Below are 21,467 nucleotides of genomic sequence, written 5' to 3' on the forward strand. Positions count from 1 at the left end.
GACAATGAAAAAATGGTTACTTGCATTGTTAAGTGTCGGACTAGTTTTGGGGCTTTCTGCATGTGGAGGAGGCAGTGATAGCTCGTCTTCAGAAAGTAGCGGAAAAAATAAAAATGGTAAAGAAGAAATTGTCATGTGGGGCTCTTGGTCAGGGGATCAGATCGATCAGTTGAATAAGCAAATTGATACGTATAACAAATCACAGGACAAATATGAAGTTAAATACGTCATGCAGGAAAATGTGGAAGAAAAATTGCTGACAAGTATTGCTGGTGGGGAAGTGCCGGATCTGATTATGTGGGATCGGTATCAAACACCACTATATGCATCAAAAGGTGTCTTACAGCCAATTGATGAATTGGTGAAAAAAGATGGCATCAATTTAGATGATTTCTATGAACAGTCTGTCAATGAAATGGAATATGACGGCAAGCTTTATGGACTGCCACTTCTTAATGACTGTCGGGTGCTTTTCTACAATAAGGACCTGATGGCAGAAGCGGGAATTGAAACGCCGCCAACCACATGGGACGAGCTTGCAACAGATGCACAAAAAATGACAAAATGGGATGGCGATAAACTGACACAAGCGGGTATGAATATACAGGATGTAGGCTTGTTTAATCTGTACCTTCTTCAAGCGGGCGGCACATTGCTGAATGAAGATGGCACTAAAACGGCTTTTAATTCAGAACAAGGCTTAGAAGTACTCAATTACTGGGATAAGTTGCAAAATGATTTGAAAGTCTACAAACGCGGTTTTGATGATGGAACAGACCAATTTGCTGCTGGTAATGAAGCGATGATGTACAACGGTCCGTGGGCACTGGCTGATTATGATAAAGTAGATGGACTTAATTACGGCTTGGCACAACCGCCAACTGGCCCAAGTGGTGATAAAGGTGCAATCATGGGTGGATTCGGTCTTGTTATGCCAAAAGATGCGAAACATCAAGATGGTGCTTGGGACTTCATGAAGTGGTGGACAACGCAACCGGAAAACGGGGTTGAATTTGCAAAAATCAGTGGCTGGTTGCCAGCAAATAAAGTAGCAGCAAATGATGAATACTTTACAGAAGATCCACGTTACTCTGTTTTTGTTGATACGATGAATTATGCGGAAACTCGTCCGACTGCACTGGGTTATTCAGATGTGGAAAATCTAGCGCTTACACCGCAGCTGGAGAAATTTATGAATGGTGATATTACGGCAGAAAAAGCACTTTCAAATGCCGAAAAAGAAGGAAATAAAATTCTAAAGGAAGCACAAGAGGGGAAATAGATGAACTGGACTGACTATGCAAATCTGGCACAGAAAAGTTTAACATACTTTTTTGCTGCAGATGATCAACAATTTTTAAATAATTTTTACCCAACAGACTCACCTGAGGATAATCAAGTATTTAATTACTGGTGGCTTGCCCATACGGTAGATGTACGGCTGGATGCGTTTTTACGGACAAAGGATGATGCGTATTTGGCATTAGCGGAAGCAACCTATGCTTACAATAAAAATCGAAACGGCGGCACACTTCGTCACGATTTTTATGATGATATGCTTTGGAATGCGCTTTGTGCTTTTCGATTGTATAAGGTGACAGGAAAAACCGTTTATTTAGAGGATGCCATTTTTGTGTGGCAAGATCTGGTGGATACAGCTTGGAATGATATTATGGGGGGCGGATTTGCTTGGAAACGTCCGCAAATGGATTATAAAAACACCCCTGTGAATGTGCCGTTTATCATTCTGTCCACTTGGCTATATCAAGAGCTTGAGGAGCAGAAATATTTAGACTGGGCGCTGAAAACATATGATTGGCAGCGGAAAGTACTCGTTCGTGCGGATGGCTTTGTGGAAGATGGCATCAATCGCATGGGGGATAGTAAAATTGACACTAATTGGACTTTCACCTACAATCAAGGTGTCTACATTGGCGCCAATCTAGGACTTTACCGCATTACGGGTGAGGCGTGCTATTTGGAACGGGCGAAGCAAACAGCTGATATCAGCTTGGAGCTGCTGGTTTCGGAGGGTGTCTTTAAAGATGAGGGTGAAGGAGGCGATGAAGGGCTATTCAAAGGCATCTTCTATCGCTACCTGGAAGATCTTTATCAGCTGACGAAAGAACCGCGCTACATGACTTTTATGAAGGAAAGTTGTGAGATTCTAGTGGCGCATGCGGAAAAAGAAGGACATTTGCTTATGGGAATGGACTGGCTGAAACCGGCTGATTCCAAAGTTCCTTTTTCGGCTGAGCTCAGCGGGATGATGGCGCTTGAAATGGTGGCAAAATCCGAAAAATAGAAAAGAGTGATGGAGATGAAGAAATGGCTGTCAGGAGCACTGCTTGCATCGGTTCTTGTACCGTTTGCACCGATTGATACAGAAGCTTTTACGGCGGAACAACGGGATCAAGCCTATGAAGATTTTACAAAGATGTATTGGGATAGCAGTGAAGCGTATTTTTATACCTACAGCGACCATGAGATTCACAGTGAACATGCAGTTGGTCCGGATAACGGGCTTTACACGGACTACTGGTGGGAAGCACAATTATTTGAAATGGAACTCGATCGTTACGCGCGAACAGGAAGTGCTGATTCGCGCGCAATGATCGATCAGATTTATGACGGTTTTTATGCGGCCTATCCTGACTTCCTTGAGAATGACTGGAATGATGATATTGGCTGGTGGGCAAGAGGACTGATTCGTGCCTATGAAATGACAGGCGAGGAGCGCTTCCTCACGACTTCCAAGGAAATGTTCGACTATATCTATCAATTTCAGGACGAGACTTATGGCGGCGGGATCTGGTGGAAAAATGTCGATGTGGGTGATGGCGACAAAAATGAAAAAAATGTGGCGACGAACGCAACGGCTGTTTACACCGCTATGCATTTATATGCGGCAACAGGAGATGCGTCTTATTTAGACAAAGCAGAGTCTCTTTTTGCCTGGTTGGAAGATCGTTTTTATAATGATGGCCATATTTTAGATCATATTTCTGGCGATGATGTGATTTATAGCTGGGATTGGACCTATAATAGTGGAACTTATGCAACAGCTGCACTGGAGCTCTATCTGGAGACTGGGGATGTGAAGTATCTAAATGAAGCCAATACAGCAGTCAATTGGGCGATTCAAAATATGACGTCTTCGGAAACACTGCTCTATGAGGGACAGGACGATACGGGCGGATTTAAAGCCATTTTGACGCGTAGTCTGCGTGATTTGGCGGACAGAGCTGGTCAAACGCAATATGAAGAATTTTTGACGGATAATGCCACGCAAGCAGTGAATCATTTGAATCAAAATGGGATTGGTGCGTACGACTGGACGGCGCCTACATCTAATACGGATGCCATTCAGAGTCTTTCTGCAGCCGCATCTGTAGCTGTTTTAATGCAGGCTAAGCCAGATGATTATACAGGTATCATAGAAGGAAATGGTGTCTATGAAGCAGAAAATGCCGAACAAAACGGAATTAGTTCAGAAAGTTCACAGGCAGGTTTCAGTGGACGCGGCTATTTGGCGGGCTGGATTAATTCGGGGACGAGTGTGACGTTTCATGTCAATGTCAAAGAAACGAGTGATTATACACTTTCCTTCCGTTACAGTGCGGCAAATGGCGAGGCGATTCGTTCGCTTGAAGTAGAAGGACATGAGCCGCAAAACCTGACGTTTTCAGGGACCAGTGACTGGGGAGACTGGCAAACGAGAGAAGTTACTGTGCCGCTTTCTGCTGGCTCAAATGCGATTACGCTTGATTTAGACGATACGACGGGAAGTGCAAATTATCTTAACCTTGACCAATTAACGATTGAACTTCATGACTGATAGGAAGAAAATAAAAAACGGGCAGAGTGGCTTAAAGCGGCCAACTGCTCGTTTTTGTTTGCTAAGGATTAGCTTCGTTTATGCACGGAGTCCCCTTCAATAATGACGGGATCAAATATGTGTTTTTGAATTTTTTCTGGATGAATAATTTGCTCCAATAGAGAAGTGATTGCTTTCTTGCCCATTTTGTATTGGGGCTGTTTGATGTGGGTAAATCGAAAGCTTTGTCGATCAAAATATTGATCTGGGTGGTCAAAACAAACAATTGACAAATCATCGGGGACTCTTTTGCCTAGTTTTTCGCAAGCCTGTCGCAGCATTAAAGCAATATTATATTCTGCCGCAACCACTGCGGTCATTTCAGGACGTGCTTGCAAAAATTCGACAATATGAGTGATATCTGTATCTACGGCTACATTAGAATTAGGAATAACAGACTCGATTTTACGATAAATATAGTCTTCCTGATATGTCGAGTGAAATGAAGCATGGGCGCGTATAAAGCCATCAATCCGATTTTCAAGTGTAGAGACTTCACTTTTTGATGTGATCATCCCGATATTCTGATGGCCATTTTCAAAAAGAAGCGCCGTGATCATTTTAGCCGCAGCAATATTATCGGTACTAATCGAAGAAATCGGCAGCCCTTCAAGCGAACGGTCCAAAACAATCAGTGGGAACTTCTGAGTGGCCAGTTCAAGTAAAGCAGGGCTGACAAATTTGGAGCTGGCCGGAAGCATAATGAGTCCGGCTACGTTCATTTCAATAAATTCCTGCACGATTTTTTCTTCTAACTCAAGATCACCATGTGACTTTTTGAGAAGTAAATGTGCCCTTCCTTCTTCCTCGTCAAGCATACCAGAAAGTACCTTTGTACCAAAAGTGTCGTCAAAATCTGTCATGACACAACCAATCAAAGGTCGATCAAAGGTGCGCGTTTCAGAATGTTCAGCGGCAGGCCGGTCGCTGATGACGTGAGAACCGACACGCGGCCTTCTGGAAATATACCCCTCAGTCTTTAATAATTCAAGCGCCTTTTTAAGCGTGATGCTGCTGACGCCAAATTCTTCCATCAGCTGAATTTCAGAAGGAAGTTTTTCGCCAACGGGCAGCTGGCCGTTTTGGATTTTTGTGGCAAGTTTTTCGTAAACTTGCTGATATAATAGTCTTTTTTTCATTTTATCACCTAAATAAACATATTTATATGATTAATTATATTTTTTTTACGGACAAAAGTAAACAAAAACCTTGAGAGAAGATACTTGAAGCAAAACGTGAACGATTGGTATAGTATTGAAGTAGAGAGGATGTGTCGTTTGGTGAAACGAGCAGAAATTATTGCAGTGGGTACAGAATTATTATTAGGTCAGATTACAAATACCAATGCGTCGTTCTTGTCGCGGGAACTGGCAGAACTTGGCGTATACGTGTATTATCATACTGTTGTAGGGGATAATCCCACTCGGTTAAGAGAAGCGATTGAAATTGCGGAGAGCAGAAGCGATCTATTGATTTTCTCAGGCGGTTTAGGGCCAACTGAGGATGATTTAACCAAACAAATTCTGGCTGAACATCTAGGAAAAACACTTGCCATGGATGAATTTCATTTAAGGAAAATTACCGACTATTTTGAAAGTCGTGCTGTGCAAATGACTGAAAATAATAAGCGGCAGGCGCTCTATATTGATGGGGCGGAAGTGTTGAAAAATGATTTTGGCTTTGCTTGTGGGATGACTTTGACGGAGGGAGCGCATACTTATTTTCTCCTTCCCGGACCGCCTTCTGAGATGGAGCCGATGTTCTTGAAATATGCGAAGCCGCTGATTTCGGCCTCGATGAATGGGGATTCGACGCATCTAGAGTCGTTGATCATGCATTTTTATGGGATTGGCGAATCAAAACTGGCAGCGGACTTAGCTGATTTGATTGATAAGCAGACGAATCCTACCATTGCCACTTATGCTTCTGATAATGAAGTCGAGGTTCGGATCACAGCAAGCGCAACTACAAAGGAAGAAGCGCAGCAACTTCTTAAACAGACCGAGCAGGAGATTTTGGCGATTGATGGCGAATTTTTATATGGTTATGGGGACGTGACACTGGCTAAACTTATAACAGATCAGCTGCTTGATGAGAGCATCACCATTTCAGCGGCGGAAAGTTTGACAGCTGGCTTGTTTCAGGCGGAACTGGGGGCAACAACAGGTATTTCACAGGTATTTAAAGGTGGAGTCGTCACCTATCAAACAGAAACCAAAGAGAAGATCCTGCATGTCTCTTTTGAAACGATCGAAAATCATGGTGTAGTCAGTGCGGCTTGTGCAAAGGAAATGGCTGAGAATGTACGACAACTTTATCAAACAGATGTTGGGATTAGCTTTACAGGAGCAGCGGGACCGGGAAGTCTTGAAGGACAAGCTCCGGGAACGGTATGGATTGGCCTTAGCGTTAGCGGCTATGAAACGGAAACCTACTTATTTTCATTTGGTCGTGACCGTAATCATAATCGGCGACGTGCAGTTAAACAAGGTTTTCAAATCATTCGTGCATTTTTAGCGGCACATCCTGATTTTTCTGCTAACAGAAAAAGCCATGAATGAGCGGAAAATGCTGTAAAGCGCGCTAAAAAAGTATTGGACGGCAAGGCTTTTGACCCGTTATAATGGGGATAAGCAGGTCGTCCTTTTCTTATTCAAAATGAGCAAAAATAAAAAAAGCGAACATTTATTCGCTTTTTGCTTGCGCCGGAAAATGAAATAAGGTATAGTATGTGTAGAAGTTTTAATTGTATAGAGAATGAAGAAGAAAAGAGATACATGTAAAAGGATAGACAAGAGGAGGAAAAAACGTGAACGATCGTCAAGCGGCTTTAGATCAAGCACTCAAAGCTATTGAAAAACAATTTGGTAAAGGCTCTATTATGAAATTAGGAGAGCAGACCGATCAAAATATTTCCACTGTATCGAGTGGTTCGTTGGCACTGGATATTGCCCTAGGTGTAGGTGGCTATCCACGAGGCAGAATCATTGAGATTTATGGACCTGAGAGCTCTGGTAAAACAACAGTGGCGCTTCATGCGATTGCTGAGGTACAGGCGCAAGGCGGAACGGCTGCTTTTATTGATGCGGAACATGCCCTTGATCCGGCTTATGCAAAGAATCTAGGCGTGAATATTGATGAATTGCTTCTTTCGCAACCCGATACTGGAGAACAGGCATTAGAAATTGCTGAAGCACTTGTGCGCAGCGGAGCAGTTGACATTCTGATTATCGATTCCGTGGCAGCACTTGTTCCACGTGCTGAAATTGAAGGCGAGATGGGTGATGCCCATGTTGGCTTGCAAGCACGTTTGATGAGTCAGGCACTGCGGAAACTATCCGGTGTCATTAATAAATCGAAAACGATCGCCGTTTTCATTAACCAAATCCGTGAAAAAGTAGGGGTAATGTTCGGAAATCCAGAAGTAACACCAGGTGGCCGGGCGTTGAAATTTTATTCATCCGTTCGTTTGGAGGTTCGGCGAGCAGAGCAGCTGAAACAAGGAACAGACGTTATCGGGAATAAAACCAAGATTAAAGTAGTGAAAAATAAAGTGGCACCACCATTTAAAGTAGCTGAAGTGGATATTATGTATGGACAAGGGATTTCTCGTGAAGGCGAGCTTGTTGACATGGCGGCTGAAGTGGATGTCATCAATAAGAGCGGTTCATGGTATTCTTATAAAGAGGAACGCATTGGTCAAGGACGTGAAAATGCGAAACAATTCTTGAAGGAAAACCCAGAAATTCGTGATGAGATTTCTGCACGTGTTCGGCAAGAGTATGAGATTGATGGTGCGACAACCCCTGAACCTGCTGAAAAGGAAGAGTTTAATTTACTAGAAGACGAATAAATAAAAGCGCTGATTTCTTTTGGAAATGGAGGGTGTGAATGAATTATTCACCTGATTTTATTTCTGTTGAGAGAAATCAGCGCTCTTTTTTAAACAGGTATTTTTTATGTTTAGAAAGAGTTGATTTTTATTTTCAGAAGCTTTGATCGTTTCCTTGACATTAAGCTTATTCACCTATAAAATTAAATTGTATATTTGACATTGCTCGTGGTTTGTTCAAGCTTTATTGGACAGAGCTCAAGCAACAGAATTAAACGGGCATCATCCGCCTGTTTGATGATGATGGAAAATACACTTTGTGTCGAATATTTATTCGACCACCGACATAATGATAACGTAAATTGAATAGCAAAGGAGGTGTAAGGATGAGCACTTTAATCACAATCATCTCCAGCTTGCTTTTCTTGATCGTCGGTTTAGTTGTTGGCTCACTTATCAATAAATCGAGTACACAAAAAAAACTCATTGCGGCGCGCGGTACAGCGGAATTGATCGTTGAAGATGCAAAGAAGGAAGCGGAAACAACGAAAAAAGAAGCACTGATTGAAGCAAAGGAAGAGAGTCATAAGTTACGTACTGAAATCGAAAATGAACTTCGTGGGCGAAGAGGAGAATTGCAAAAATCTGAGAATCGCTTATTGCAAAGGGAGGAAAACCTCGACCGTAAAGATACTTCTTTAAGTAAACGAGAAGCGGCACTTGAAAGAAAAGAGGAGAGTATCAGTAAACGACAACAACATATTGAAGAAAAGGAAAGCAAAATCGCTGAGATGATGCAAAAAGAGCAAGCAGAATTAGAAAGAATCTCTGGGCTCTCAAAAGATGAAGCGAAGCAAATCATCCTTAACCAGGTAGAAGAAGAATTATCTCATGACACTGCAATTATGGTGAAAGAGACTGAAAACCGGGCGAAGGAAGAGGCGGATAAAAAGGCAAAAGATATTTTATCTCTCGCGATTCAGCGTTGTGCGGCGGACCATGTGTCAGAAACGACCGTATCCGTTGTAACGCTTCCAAATGACGAAATGAAGGGGCGGATTATTGGGCGTGAAGGCCGTAATATCCGGACGCTTGAAACCTTGACGGGAATCGATCTGATTATTGACGATACACCGGAAGCAGTGATTTTATCTGGTTTTGATCCGATCCGACGCGAAATTGCGCGGATTGCTCTTGAAAAACTCGTACAAGACGGCCGAATTCATCCAGCTCGTATTGAAGAGATGGTGGATAAAGCTAGAAAAGAAGTGGACGAGCATATTCGTGAAGTTGGCGAGCAAGCTACTTTTGAAGTTGGCATTCATTCAATTCATCCTGACCTTATCAAAATTTTGGGTCGCTTGCGTTACCGTACTAGTTACGGACAAAATGTTCTTAACCATTCTCTCGAAGTGGCAAAACTTGCAGGGATTTTGGCTAGTGAACTTGGGGAAGATGTGACAATGGCGAAACGGGCCGGTCTCCTTCATGATATTGGAAAAGCAATTGATCATGAAATTGAAGGCAGCCATGTTGAAATCGGCGTCGAACTTGCGACGAAGTATAAAGAGAATGAAGTGGTTATCAACAGTATTGCGTCCCACCACGGAGATACAGAGCCAACCTCTGTGATCGCTGTCTTAGTGGCTGCAGCAGATGCACTTTCTGCCGCAAGACCAGGTGCCCGCAGTGAGACACTCGAAAACTACATTCGTCGTCTTGAAAAACTGGAAGAAATTTCAGAGTCTTATGAAGGCGTTGAAAAATCCTATGCGATTCAGGCAGGTCGTGAAGTTCGGATTCTTGTTGAACCGGAAGCGATCGACGATTTGTCGGCATATCGATTAGCGCGAGATATTCGCAAACGCATTGAAGACGAACTTGATTACCCGGGTCACATTAAAGTGACGGTTATTCGGGAAACACGGGCAGTTGAATACGCAAAATAAGCAAATAAAGAGCATGGCTGATTTATATCTGTGCTTTTAGACAGTAAAACCCAACTTTTCAAAACGAAAAGTTGGGTTTTTTACTATCTAGATGAATCGTGACATGTGCAATAGTTTTAACGATATTGTTACTTCCCAAAAGTGCTCCTTGTATTTAAATTTAATGCGTTATCAGTTGTTAATTACATCTTGCTGATGAACAAGTATCATGAAGAAGTAAGATCTGATTGTTGTCTAGACAAACAACTAATAAAAGGAGCATATGAAAATGAACAATTTAAAATGTGGATGTGTTTTTAAGAAAAAATGGGTTTTAACAATGTTGTTGATGGTTGCAGTACTATGTTTAACATGCCCATCTACTGGTAGCGCCATGTACGAGGAAGCGGGAGAGGACACCTATCAATATGATGAAAAGGGGCAATTAATTGCAGCGCCATTTGATGCCATCTTTCCTGATATAAGAATGGCCATAGCAGTAGCGAAGACTCTCGGGATGGGACCATATGATAGCGTGTCATTGGATCTTCTTAAGGGTATAGAGGACTTAGATTTAGAAAATTGTCATATTAAATCATTAGAGGGGATTGAAAATTTAACAGGGTTAAAAAAGTTAAACTGTTGTAGAAATGATTTAATAAATATAGATATTTCGAAAAATAAAGAACTGGTTGAATTAGATTGTAGCAGAAGTAAACTGCAACATTTAGATGTTTCCGAAAATAAAAAACTGGTTGAATTAGATTGTAGTGCAAATAAATTAGAAAAATTGCAATTGGATCTTCCTAATTTAAAAATTCTAGATGTAGCAGGCACCATGATAACTGAATTGGATACAAGTAATCTGCCACTTCTAACGCACCTAGATGTTGGATTTTGTAGTAAGATAAAAACACTTAATCTGATAAAAAATCCAATGTTAGAAAAGCTATCTTTCATGGCAAATATGCATCTTGAAGGGGCAATTTTACATAAATATGCGACAGAAAGAGGGGTCAAATTTGTGTGTTTTACTAGTTGACAGGAAATTTTATGATGTGGTGCATTTTTCGTATTCAGGGTTAATATAAAGTATGATAAACTGGTGCATTTTCCCTCATATATTTTTGGCTGTGAAGGATGTTCCTGAGTCATTACCTTTCATTTACGAAGCTCAAATTCTACTACAGAGACTAGAATATAAATCTAGTCTCTGTTTTTTGCTTGAAGAAAAGCTGCCATATTGTTTTTATACACATTCTAAGCGGATGAATGATATTTGCTCATGTCCGTTTCTTATCAGCTGGAACATTGCAGTTTTTGGTTAGATCATGTAAAATTTAGAGTGAAACATACTTTAAAGGAGCGATCAGATCATGTCAGGACATTCAAAATGGAATAATATCCAAGGTCGGAAAAACGCGCAAGACTCAAAACGTGCAAAAATCTTTCAAAAGCTTGCAAAAGAAATTTTTGTTGCAGCCAAACATGGTCCTGACCCGAGTATGAACCCCGCTCTAAGACTTGTTGTAGATAAAGCAAAAGCGGCTAATATGCCGAATGATAATATTAAACGGGCCATTGATAAGGCAAGTGGAAATGCCAATACGGAACACTATGATGAAATATCTTATGAAGGTTATGGTCCGGGTGGTGTGGCGATTTTAGTGCATACACTGACGGATAATAAAAATCGGACGTCTACCAATGTGCGTGTAGCCTTTAATAAAAACGGCGGCAGTCTGGGTGAAACGGGCAGCGTCAGCTATATGTTCGATCGGAAGGGATACTTAGCCATCCCACGTGAAGATCTCACGGTATCTGAAGATGATTTTCTGCTCGAGGCGATTGAGGCAGGGGCAGAAGATGTGACGGTGAGTGATGAGGTTTTTGAAGTGTATACGGATCCTGCTGATTTTCCGGCAGTGAAGGAAGCATTGGCGGCGGCAGAGTATCCATTTGCTACGGCTGAGCTGACGATGATTCCGCAGACCCAAAATGAAGTACCGGACGATAAGAAAGTACAATTTGAAAAGATGCTCGACATTCTTTCTGACGACGATGATGTGCAGGAAGTTTATACAAATGCAACAGGTTATTAATACAGAAGCACCTAAATCAGTCATTGAATGGTTTAGGTGCTTCTCTTAACATGGAGGAGATCACATGGAAAACTGGGTAACGTGGCAGCGGCAATTTTTTCAAACGGGACAGACTTTGTCGTTTGATTTGCGGAAACAATTCTTGCTTGAGCTAAAAATGCGTTTGAAGCAAAATGAAGCCCGTTTTTTAGCTGCGCTTGAGCAGGATTTAGGAAAGAGTTCACATGAAGCTTATATGACGGAGATTGGTATTATTTATGAAGAAATTGACTTTACAGTGAAACATTTGCGTAAGTGGATGAAGCCGGAGCATGTGCCCACACCAATGACGCATATTGGGGCCAAGAGTTTGATTTATCGGGAACCATACGGGGTTGTTCTGGTGATTGCTCCTTGGAATTATCCTTATCAGCTGACCCTTTCTCCGCTGATTGGGGCGATTGCAGCTGGCAATACGGCGATTGTGAAACCTTCTGAATGGGCGCCTGCTACTGAACGGGTGCTGAAAGAGGTGCTGCAGGCTTTTCCTACTGAATACTTGGTTGTGGCTTGTGGTGGGCCGGAAGTGACTCAAAACTTGATTGAGCAAGGACCGGATTATCTCTTTTTCACAGGTTCTACACAAGTTGGCAAAATCATCATGAAACAGGCTAGTGAACAGTTGATCCCGCTTACCCTTGAACTCGGCGGCAAGAGTCCCGTTATTATTGCGAAAGACTGCGATCTTAAGCTTTCTGCCAGAAGGGTGGCTTTTGGCAAATGGACGAATGCGGGTCAAACCTGTATTGCGCCAGACTATGCGTTAATTGACCGGGCTGTGTATGCCCCGTTTATGCGCGAACTGGAACGGGCGGTGGCAGAATTTTATGGTGAAAAGCCGCTGGAATCACCTCATTATGGCAAGATTATTTCCTTGAAGCATTTTAAGCGGTTAAAAAGTTACAGCAATGCGCTCGATGTGGATGAAAGTCGGTTGAAAATAGCCCCTTTGATTATGGAGGAGCCTGATTTAGACAGTCCGGTGATGCAAGAAGAAATTTTTGGTCCGATACTGCCCGTTATTCCCTATACGACGCTAGACGCGGCGCTTACTTTCGTGTGTGAACGTCCTAAGCCGCTAGCCTTGTACCTATTTACGAATGACCGCAGGACTGAGCGGGAAGTTTTGAAGAGAACCTCATCGGGCGGTGTTTGCGTGAATGATACCCTGATGCACATTGCGACGCCCTATCTGCCATTTGGCGGCGTGGGAGCGAGCGGGATGGGGAGATATCATGGCAAGGCAAGTTTCGACACTTTTTCCCATCAAAAGAGCATTTTAAAGCAGACAACGCTCTTCGATTTGCCGTTTCGGTATCCAGGAAGCAACAGCGGTGAAAAATGGCTGCGGCGCTTTTTAAAATAAAAAAAGTCTTGCTGCCAGAACCACTGGAAGGGTAAAATAGAGCGTATGATAGAAAGGATGATTAGAAAAATGAAACCACGGAAAGTGATGATTATTGGTGCAGGGAATGTTGGTTCGGCGGCGGCCCATGCGTTTGTTAATCAAAAATTTATTGAAGAGCTCATCTTGGTTGATTTAAATAAAGATCGTGTGAATGGACATCGGAAAGATCTTGCGGATGCGGCCGCTTTTATGCCGGGCAAGATGGATATTTCGGTTCGTGAGGCGAGGGACTGTGCGGATGTAGATATTGCGGTCATTACGGTCACAGCGGGTCCGCTAAAAGAAGGGCAGACGCGTCTGGATGAATTAAAATCGACTTCGCGTATTGTCGGAAGTATTATTCCAGAAATGATGTCGGGCGGTTTTAATGGGATTTTTCTGATTGCAACAAATCCTTGCGACATTATTACCTATCAAGTTTGGAAATTGTCGGGCTTGCCACGTGAACGAGTGCTGGGGACGGGCGTTTGGTTGGATACGACGCGGTTACGACGGATCTTGGCTGAAAAATTAGATATTGCGGCGCAAAGTATTGATGCCTTTATTATGGGGGAACATGGTGATTCGCAGTTTCCAGTTTGGTCTCATTCGTCGGTGTACGGAAAACCGATCAATGAATATAGTGCGGAAAAACTTGGGACACCAATCGATCTGAAAAAGACAGGCGAAGAGGCACGCGATATGGGCTTTGAGATTTATCATCAAAAAGGCTGCACGGAATATGGCATCGGTGGTACGATCGTTGAAATTTGCCGGCATATTTTCAGTGGGAGTCAACGGGCACTTACGGTTTCTTGCGTGTTAGATGGCGAGTATGGTGAAACGGGAATGGCTACGGGTGTTCCAGCGGTTCTCAGTCAAAATGGTGTGAAAGAGATTATTGAGCTGCAGCTTAGTCAAGAGGAGCAGGAAGCTTTTGCGCATTCGGCACGAGTCATTAAGGAATCGATTGCTGCTTTGTGAGTTGACGATAATTTTGTTATGTAAACAAGGAGTGTTTATTTTTGAATAGATGCTTCTTTTTTACTTCATATTCAACGGATTTTAATGGTACAAATGTTCGTTTTTATGCTATGATTGACAGTATGGGAATTTATAGGAGAGGGCGAGCAGGATGTACGATTATATGATTGGCGAAGTGACGGCGGTTACGCCTGAAAATATTGTTTTAGAAGTGGGACAGATTGGTTACCAGATTTTGACGGGCAATCCATTCTCATTTCAAATGGACAACAAGCAAATAAAGGTCTATCTTTACCAGCATGTACGGGAGGATAATATCAGCTTGTTTGGTTTTAAGACAACAGAGGAGCGCTTTTTGTTTAAGAAGTTGCTCAGCGTTTCTGGGATTGGTCCGAAAAGTGCGCTGGCGATTTTGGCGACAGGAGATGCCGTTCAGTTGATTTCTGCCATTGAAGCAGAAGATGATGCTTATCTAACGAAGTTCCCGAGTGTAGGGAAAAAGACGGCGCGGCAGATTATTTTGGATTTAAAAGGAAAAGTGGGCGATGTGGCGCTGGATCAGCTGACAATTACAGCTCCGAAGAAGGATTTGACAGATGGTTTGCCCCCGCAGCTGGAAGAGGCGATTTTGGCGCTCGAAGCACTTGGGTACAGCCAGCGTGAGTTGAAAAAAATATTGCCGAAGCTTGAAAATGAATTGATGACGAGTGATGCATATATCAAGTTGGCACTCAAGCTAATGACGAAATAAGATAGGAGGAAAGCGGAATGGATGAACGTATTGTCTCAGGCGAGAATGTGGATCAGGAAGAAGTCTTTTTTGAGACGAGTATCCGACCACAGCTGCTTTCTGAATATATTGGGCAAGAAAAGGTCAAGCACAATCTGCAAATTTTTATTGAAGCAGCAAAAATGCGGGAAGAATCGCTTGACCATGTGCTGCTTTATGGACCGCCGGGGCTGGGGAAAACAACGCTGGCGATGGTGATTGCTAATGAAATGGGCACGAATATCCGCACGACAAGTGGGCCAGCGATTGAACGACCGGGGGATTTGGCGACCATTTTAACGGCACTTGAACCGGGCGACGTTTTGTTCATTGACGAAATCCACCGCTTGTCGAAAGCCATTGAGGAGATTCTCTATCCAGCGATGGAGGACTATTGTTTGGATATTGTGATCGGGGCCGGACCAACAGCCAGATCGGTTCGGCTCGACTTGCCGCCATTTACGCTGATTGGTGCGACAACTCGGGCTGGTCAGCTATCGGCACCGCTTCGGGACCGGTTTGGTGTGGTTGATCATTTGGAATTCTATCAAGAACGGGAATTGCAGGAGATCGTCACGCGGACGGCTGGGATTTTGACGACCGAAATTGACGAGCTGGGTGCACTGGAAATCGCCCGCCGTTCTCGTGGGACCCCGCGGATTGCCAATCGTTTGCTTAAACGAGTGCGGGATTTTGCCCAAGTAAAGGGGAATGGGCTTGTGTCGCAGGAAATTGCCGAGGAAGCTCTTACGCTTTTACGGGTGGATCCACGCGGTCTAGATACAATTGATCAAAAATTAGTGAAAACCATTATTCAGTCTTTCCGTGGCGGACCTGTTGGACTGGATACGATTGCAGCAAGTATTGGCGAGGAACGTGAAACGATTGAAGATATGCATGAGCCGTATTTGCTCCAGATCGGTTTCTTACAGCGTACGCCTAGGGGCAGACTGGCAACGGATATTGCTTATAACCATTTTGGTATTTTAAATGAAAAAGGTGTTCATAAATGAGAGTAGAAGATTTTGATTTTGATTTGCCGGAGGAATTAATTGCCCAGACGCCGCTTTTGGATCGTTCCAGCAGTCGGCTGATGGTTGTAGATAAAAATACAGGGGACCTTGCTGACCGGACTTTTACGGATATTTTAAGTTATTTGAATCCGGGTGATGCACTTGTATTAAATGATACGCGGGTGCTGCCTGCAAGACTTCATGGCATCAAGGAAGAAACGGGCGCTCATATTGAGGTGCTGCTTCTGAAGCAAATGGAAGGCAATCGCTGGGAGACACTAGTGAAACCGGCAAAACGGATTCGCTGCGGGGCTAAGATTCATTTTGGCGACGGTAAGCTTACGGCGACTTGTATAGAAGAGCTGGAGCATGGCGGACGAATTTTGGAATTTGCGTATGAAGGTATTTTTTATGAGGTGCTGGAAGAGCTTGGTGAAATGCCACTGCCGCCATACATTAAGGAACAACTGGCAGATCAGGATCGCTATCAAACGGTTTATGCGCGAGAAAATGGTTCTGCTGCTGCACCGACTGCGGGTCTGCATTTTACGGAAGAATTGCTTGATCAGATTCGGGCGAAAGGTGTCAAGGTGGCGTTTGTAACTCTGCACGTTGGTCTGGGCACATTCCGACCAGTTGATGTGGAAGACACCGAAAATCATAAAATGCATGCTGAATTTTATCGTCTAACAGAACCAACAGCGGATTTGCTGAATCAAGTCAAAGCAGATGGCGGCAAAATCGTTGCAGTTGGAACGACATCGATTCGCACGCTTGAAACGATTGCCACTAAATTTGATGGGAAGCTGGTCGCTGATTCGGGATGGACGGATATTTTTATTTCACCGGGCTATACATTTAAGGCGGTGGATGCACTAATTACGAATTTCCATTTACCTAAATCAACGTTGATCATGCTGGTCTCAGCACTCAGCTCCCGTGAACTTATCTTAAATGCCTATCAGCATGCGGTAGATGAAAAATATCGCTTCTTCAGCTTTGGAGATGCCATGTTCATTCATTAAAAAACGCTTTCTTTTTATGGAAAACACTTGTGTTATACGCGTATTTTCGTTATGCTATTTGGTAGAGTAATTGAGAAAGAGGGTACACATGACAGCCATTCGATATGAATTAATTAAAACGGATAAAAAGACGGGAGCACGTCTCGGCAAGCTACACACACCGCACGGCACATTTGATACACCGATGTTTATGCCGGTAGGGACGCTTGCAACCGTTAAAACAATGTCCCCAGAAGAATTGAAACAAATGGGGGCGGGTGTAATTTTAAGCAATACTTACCACTTGTGGCTGCGGCCTGGCGAGGATTTGATCCGGGAAGCAGGCGGTCTTCATAAATTTATGAACTGGGATCAGCCGATTTTGACGGATTCCGGTGGCTTCCAAGTGTTTAGTTTAAGCGATATGCGCGATATCAAAGAAGAAGGCGTGCATTTTCGCAATCATTTAAACGGGGATAAACTCTTTTTGTCTCCTGAAAAGGCAATCCAGATTCAAAATGCGCTAGGTTCTGATATCATGATGAGCTTTGATGAATGTCCGCCGTATCCTGCAACACATGAGTATATGCTGCGGTCGGTCGATCGGACGACACGCTGGGCGGAACGCGGACTAAAAGCCCACATGCGCCCAGATGAGCAGGGACTATTTGGCATTGTGCAGGGCGGGGCGTTTCGTGATCTTCGGGAACGGAGTGCGAAAGATCTTGTGTCGCTTGATTTTCCGGGCTATTCGATCGGCGGTCTGTCGGTTGGAGAACCGAAAGATGTGATGAATGAAGTCTTGGAATATACGACACCACTTCTGCCGAGCAACAAACCACGTTATCTGATGGGCGTTGGCTCACCTGATTCATTGATTGATGGTGTGATTCGCGGTGTGGACATGTTTGACTGTGTGTTGCCAACACGGATTGCCCGCAATGGGACTTGCATGACCTCACATGGTCGGTTGGTCATTAAAAATGCCAAATTTGCACGCGATTTCGGACCGCTTGATGAAAACTGCGACTGCTATACATGCCGCAATTATTCCAGAGCTTATATCCGTCATTTGATCCGCTGTGATGAAACATTTGGCATCCGTTTGACAACCTATCATAATCTGCATTTCCTGCTTAATTTGATGAAGCAGGTACGTACGGCGATTTCAGAGGATCGCTTGCTTGACTTTAGGGAAGAATTTTTTGAGCAATATGGATTCAATGGTCCTAATGCGAAAAATTTCTAAATAAATATTTTTACTTGAGTGAAAGGAGCTGAAATAGTTGCAAGGATTAGCAGCTTTTATTCCGATTATTTTAATGATCGTGTTGTTCTACTTCTTGTTGATTCGTCCTCAACAAAAACGTCAAAAAGAAGTAACGAATATGCAAAGCGGCCTTCAAAAAGGTGATAAAATTATCACAATTGGCGGTTTGCATGGTGTAATCGAAGCGATTGAAGACAATACGGTTATTTTGAAATGCGGTAATGCCAAATTAACTTTTGACCGTAATGCCATTCGTTCTGTGCTTGAAAAAGCCGGTGCACAACCAGTTGTTGCCCCAGTTGAACCAAAAGCAGAAGAACCAGTAGCAGAAAGCACTGAAGTAACAGAAGAACAGAAATAATAAATGAGCCGCTCGGACAATGGGCGGTTCTTTATTTATTTCGCAGAGTCCTTTTTTTAGGTAAATAAGGCTATTTTGTGTCATTTCGTGCTAAATACGAGATTATGCTTTCCATTTTTCCTAGAATTCGATAAAATGGGAATAGCTGATTGTTAATGGGAGGGGAAATAATGTCAGAACAATTTGCTGACTGGTATGATGAGCTTGAACCTGCAATTTTAATTAAAGTAGAAGATTTTCATATTCTCGGGTACCGGGAAATTACGGCTCATCATATTTGGTCATTTCTTACGGAAGTGATTTGGAAAAATAGTTCCCCGGCACTGCATACGCGAATCAATGATGTGATGCAGATGAACATTGGACAGTTAATGCAAGCCGTTACGGGAAGCGTTCAGAACGAGCCGACTTCTGTGATGGATGAGGCACTTATTGCGGAAGTACTAGACGAGCCTACGGAAGAATAAGCGTTTCTAGAGTTATGAATGAGGGAGGAAAGTAGAAAGCATGATCAAAAAAAGTAAATTGATTACTTTTTTTCTTGTCATCATGATTATTTTCGGAGCAGTGGCTTCGACAACGAAATGGGTCCTAGACAATATTAATTTAGGGTTGGATCTTCAGGGCGGCTTTGAAGTTTTATACAAAGTGGAGCCTGCGGATGGCAAAGGAAAAGTATCAAAACAGACACTTACTGATACGGTAAGTGCCCTCGACCGACGGATCAATACACTTGGTGTTGCTGAGCCGAGTATCACGATTGAAGGTGATGACCGTATCCGTGTGCAACTTGCTGGTGTAACTGATCAGGACGAAGCACGGGAAATGCTCTCCACAACAGCACAACTATCGTTCCGTGATGCGAATGATAAGCTGATGATGGATGGCTCAGATTTGGTTCCAGGCGGTGCCAAACAGGAGTTTGATCAAAATAACAAACCGATTGTGACGCTAAAACTTAAAAGCGCAGACAAGTTTGCCAAAGTCACGCAAACGATTTTAGATGAAGCGCCGAATAACCAACTTGTCATCTGGCTCGACTGGCAAGAAGGACAAAAATATGAAGAAGAAAAAACGAAGAAGAATCCGGCTTACCTATCCGCACCGAATGTCAACGAAGTGCTGGATACCAATAAAGTCGAGATTTCAGGCAACTTTACGGTAGATGAAGCGAAAGATCTTGCCAATCTGCTTAATTCAGGTGCTTTGCCTGTAAAAATGACCGAAATTTATTCAACCTCAGTAGGGGCACAATTTGGTCAGGATGCACTGAGTGAAACAGTTCTTGCCGGACTTGTAGGGATTCTTGCAATCTTTATTTTCATGATTGCTGTTTACCGCATCCCAGGTATTATTGCTTCTGTAACACTCGTTGCCTATACCTATCTAGTCCTCTTGGTGCTAAGCTTGCTTCACGCAACACTGACACTTCCGGGGATTGCCGGGCTGATACTCGGGATAGGGATGGCCGTCGACGCGAATGTCATCACTTACGAGCGAATAAAGGAAGAGCTGAAAGTCGGGCGATCGACGAAAGCTGCATTTGAAACCGGCAGCAAAGAGGCCTTCCGAGCGATATTTGATGGGAATATTACAACGCTGATTGTCGCGGTCGTCTTGTTCTACTTTGGAACCAGCTCGATCAAAGGTTTTGCGACGGTGCTGATTATCAGTATTCTGATGAGTTTCTTGACAGCTGTATGGGGTTCAAGACTTCTGCTTGGTCTACTTGTGAAAAGTAATGCCTTGGATAACAAACCAGGACTGTTTGCTGTTAAGCGGAAGGATATTCATAATCTTCATGAAGGCGTCAGCACTTATGATTTGAAAACACGCTTTGACCGTTTTGATTTTGTCAAACATCATCGCTTGTTCCTCACTATTTTCAGTTCGATTGCCATTTTAGGGATTATTATTCTGGCCGTTTTCAAACTGAATTTGGGGATTGACTTTGCTAGTGGAACACGTGCAGAGGTGACGGCTGATCATACACTGACAACAACGGAAATCCAAAAAGATTTGAAAGAACTGGGAATGCCGTCAGATGATATCACTTTCCAAGGAAAAGATTCAAAAACGGCAGTTATTTCTTACAAAGGTGCCTTCACACAAAAAGAAGATGCCAACTTTAAATCTTACTTTAAGGATAAATATGGTAAAGAGCCAAGCATCAGTACAGTTACGCCGACAGTCGGAAAAGAATTGGCGAAAAATGGTTTCTATGCACTCGTTATTGCATCCATTTTCATCGTCCTTTATATTGCGATTCGATTTGAATTCTATATGGGCGTTGCAGCCATTCTGTCGCTACTCTTTGATGCATTTGTGATCTTTATTTTCTTCAGCGTCTTCCAGCTTGAGGTGGATCTGACGTTCATTGCCGCCGTTCTGACCGTCATTGGTTATTCCATCAATGATACGATTGTAACGGCTGACCGGATTAGAGATATCGGGAAGAAAATGAAACGCTATAAAACGGAAGAGGATGTGGCGTTTGCTGTCAATCATGGTTTGCGTCAAACCTTTACACGTTCGATCAATACGATTGTGACTGTACTCTTGACTGTTTTAGCGCTTGTTATTTTCGGTAATGATTCGATTCTGAACTTCTCGATCGCGCTTCTTGTCGGACTTATTTCCAGTGTGTTCTCGTCCATCTTCATGGCGATGCAACTCTGGTATGTCTTTAAATCACGCCAGGTTCGTAAAAAAGGACCGATCAATACAGTGAAGAAAAAGAAAAAACGTAATCCGGGTCAACCGGTTGTCTAAGCAAAAAGCCGCTCATTAATGTGAGCGGCTTTTTGATGTGCAGTGCGAGTTGGTTGCGAGACTATTCCTGTAAGGGGCGGGGGAAGTCTTGAAAATTATTTTTAAGGATTAATTTATCTGAGAAAGGGT

Annotated in this window: 18 protein-coding genes; 17 read left to right on the forward strand and 1 reads right to left on the reverse strand. The window is 43.2% G+C overall.

The window, feature by feature from the left end:
• The first annotated feature begins 4 nt into the window (after positions 1-4).
• The 3 genes from CS921_RS00700 to CS921_RS00710 are packed head-to-tail and all read left to right on the forward strand — an operon-like array spanning position 5 to position 3,838.
• Positions 5-1,282 carry an ABC transporter substrate-binding protein gene (locus CS921_RS00700; protein ID WP_099221043.1) on the forward strand — a complete coding sequence of 426 codons (1,278 nt, stop codon included), beginning with the start codon at positions 5-7 and terminating at the stop codon, positions 1,280-1,282.
• Positions 1,283-2,305, forward strand: coding sequence for a glycoside hydrolase family 76 protein (locus CS921_RS00705; RefSeq protein ID WP_099221045.1), 1,023 nt, complete (start codon positions 1,283-1,285; stop codon positions 2,303-2,305).
• Positions 2,306-2,320: 15 nt separating this feature from the next.
• Complete coding sequence (locus CS921_RS00710; RefSeq protein ID WP_162921654.1) at positions 2,321-3,838, forward strand: glycoside hydrolase family 76 protein; 1,518 nt, start codon at positions 2,321-2,323, stop codon at positions 3,836-3,838.
• A gap of 68 nt (positions 3,839-3,906) precedes the next feature.
• On the opposite strand, the gene CS921_RS00715 is transcribed toward CS921_RS00710, so the two are convergent.
• Positions 3,907-5,016, reverse strand: a complete 1,110-nt coding sequence (locus CS921_RS00715) for a GntR family transcriptional regulator (RefSeq protein WP_099221049.1) — start codon at positions 5,014-5,016, stop codon at positions 3,907-3,909.
• Positions 5,017-5,157: 141 nt separating this feature from the next.
• Between CS921_RS00715 and CS921_RS00720 the strand changes: the two genes are divergently transcribed.
• The 14 genes from CS921_RS00720 to secDF all read left to right on the forward strand — a co-directional run bounded on the left by CS921_RS00720 (position 5,158) and on the right by secDF (position 21,338).
• Positions 5,158-6,438 carry a competence/damage-inducible protein A gene (locus tag CS921_RS00720; RefSeq protein WP_099221494.1) on the forward strand — a complete coding sequence of 427 codons (1,281 nt, stop codon included), beginning with the start codon at positions 5,158-5,160 and terminating at the stop codon, positions 6,436-6,438.
• A 248-nt stretch (positions 6,439-6,686) separates the two neighbouring features.
• The gene (gene recA, locus CS921_RS00725) at positions 6,687-7,730 is read left to right on the forward strand and encodes a recombinase RecA (RefSeq protein ID WP_099221051.1); all 1,044 of its coding nucleotides are present in this window, start codon (positions 6,687-6,689) and stop codon (positions 7,728-7,730) included.
• A 365-nt stretch (positions 7,731-8,095) separates the two neighbouring features.
• On the forward strand, positions 8,096-9,658 hold the full coding sequence (gene rny / locus CS921_RS00730; protein WP_099221053.1) for a ribonuclease Y: 1,563 nt from the start codon (positions 8,096-8,098) through the stop codon (positions 9,656-9,658).
• A 268-nt stretch (positions 9,659-9,926) separates the two neighbouring features.
• Positions 9,927-10,679 carry a leucine-rich repeat domain-containing protein gene (locus CS921_RS00735; protein WP_099221055.1) on the forward strand — a complete coding sequence of 251 codons (753 nt, stop codon included), beginning with the start codon at positions 9,927-9,929 and terminating at the stop codon, positions 10,677-10,679.
• Positions 10,680-11,013: 334 nt separating this feature from the next.
• Complete coding sequence (locus tag CS921_RS00740; protein WP_099221057.1) at positions 11,014-11,739, forward strand: YebC/PmpR family DNA-binding transcriptional regulator; 726 nt, start codon at positions 11,014-11,016, stop codon at positions 11,737-11,739.
• A 64-nt stretch (positions 11,740-11,803) separates the two neighbouring features.
• Positions 11,804-13,144, forward strand: a complete 1,341-nt coding sequence (locus CS921_RS00745; RefSeq protein ID WP_099221059.1) for an aldehyde dehydrogenase — start codon at positions 11,804-11,806, stop codon at positions 13,142-13,144.
• Between the two features lie 69 nt (positions 13,145-13,213).
• Positions 13,214-14,149, forward strand: coding sequence for an L-lactate dehydrogenase (locus CS921_RS00750; RefSeq protein WP_099221061.1), 936 nt, complete (start codon positions 13,214-13,216; stop codon positions 14,147-14,149).
• A 151-nt stretch (positions 14,150-14,300) separates the two neighbouring features.
• Positions 14,301-14,900, forward strand: a complete 600-nt coding sequence (gene ruvA, locus CS921_RS00755; RefSeq protein WP_099221063.1) for a Holliday junction branch migration protein RuvA — start codon at positions 14,301-14,303, stop codon at positions 14,898-14,900.
• 17 nt (positions 14,901-14,917) lie between these two features.
• The gene (ruvB, locus tag CS921_RS00760; protein WP_099221065.1) at positions 14,918-15,931 is read left to right on the forward strand and encodes a Holliday junction branch migration DNA helicase RuvB; all 1,014 of its coding nucleotides are present in this window, start codon (positions 14,918-14,920) and stop codon (positions 15,929-15,931) included.
• A complete protein-coding gene (gene queA, locus CS921_RS00765) occupies positions 15,928-16,956 on the forward strand; it encodes a tRNA preQ1(34) S-adenosylmethionine ribosyltransferase-isomerase QueA (RefSeq protein ID WP_099221067.1) in 1,029 nt (342 codons plus the stop codon). The genes ruvB and queA overlap by 4 nt, the downstream gene beginning before the upstream one ends.
• A gap of 88 nt (positions 16,957-17,044) precedes the next feature.
• Positions 17,045-18,184: a tRNA guanosine(34) transglycosylase Tgt gene (gene tgt / locus CS921_RS00770; protein WP_099221069.1), complete on the forward strand. Its 1,140-nt coding sequence runs from the start codon at positions 17,045-17,047 to the stop codon at positions 18,182-18,184.
• Positions 18,185-18,257: 73 nt separating this feature from the next.
• Positions 18,258-18,566 carry a preprotein translocase subunit YajC gene (yajC, locus tag CS921_RS00775; RefSeq protein WP_476738458.1) on the forward strand — a complete coding sequence of 103 codons (309 nt, stop codon included), beginning with the start codon at positions 18,258-18,260 and terminating at the stop codon, positions 18,564-18,566.
• A gap of 170 nt (positions 18,567-18,736) precedes the next feature.
• Positions 18,737-19,033, forward strand: coding sequence for a post-transcriptional regulator (locus CS921_RS00780; protein WP_099221073.1), 297 nt, complete (start codon positions 18,737-18,739; stop codon positions 19,031-19,033).
• Positions 19,034-19,073: 40 nt separating this feature from the next.
• Positions 19,074-21,338 (forward strand): protein translocase subunit SecDF, encoded by a 2,265-nt coding sequence (gene secDF / locus CS921_RS00785; protein ID WP_099221075.1) that lies wholly within the window; start codon positions 19,074-19,076, stop codon positions 21,336-21,338.
• Positions 21,339-21,467: the final 129 nt, after the last annotated feature.

It is taken from the genome of Listeria costaricensis, from assembly GCF_900183385.1.
GTDB classification, from domain to species: Bacteria; Bacillota; Bacilli; order Lactobacillales; family Listeriaceae; genus Listeria; species Listeria costaricensis.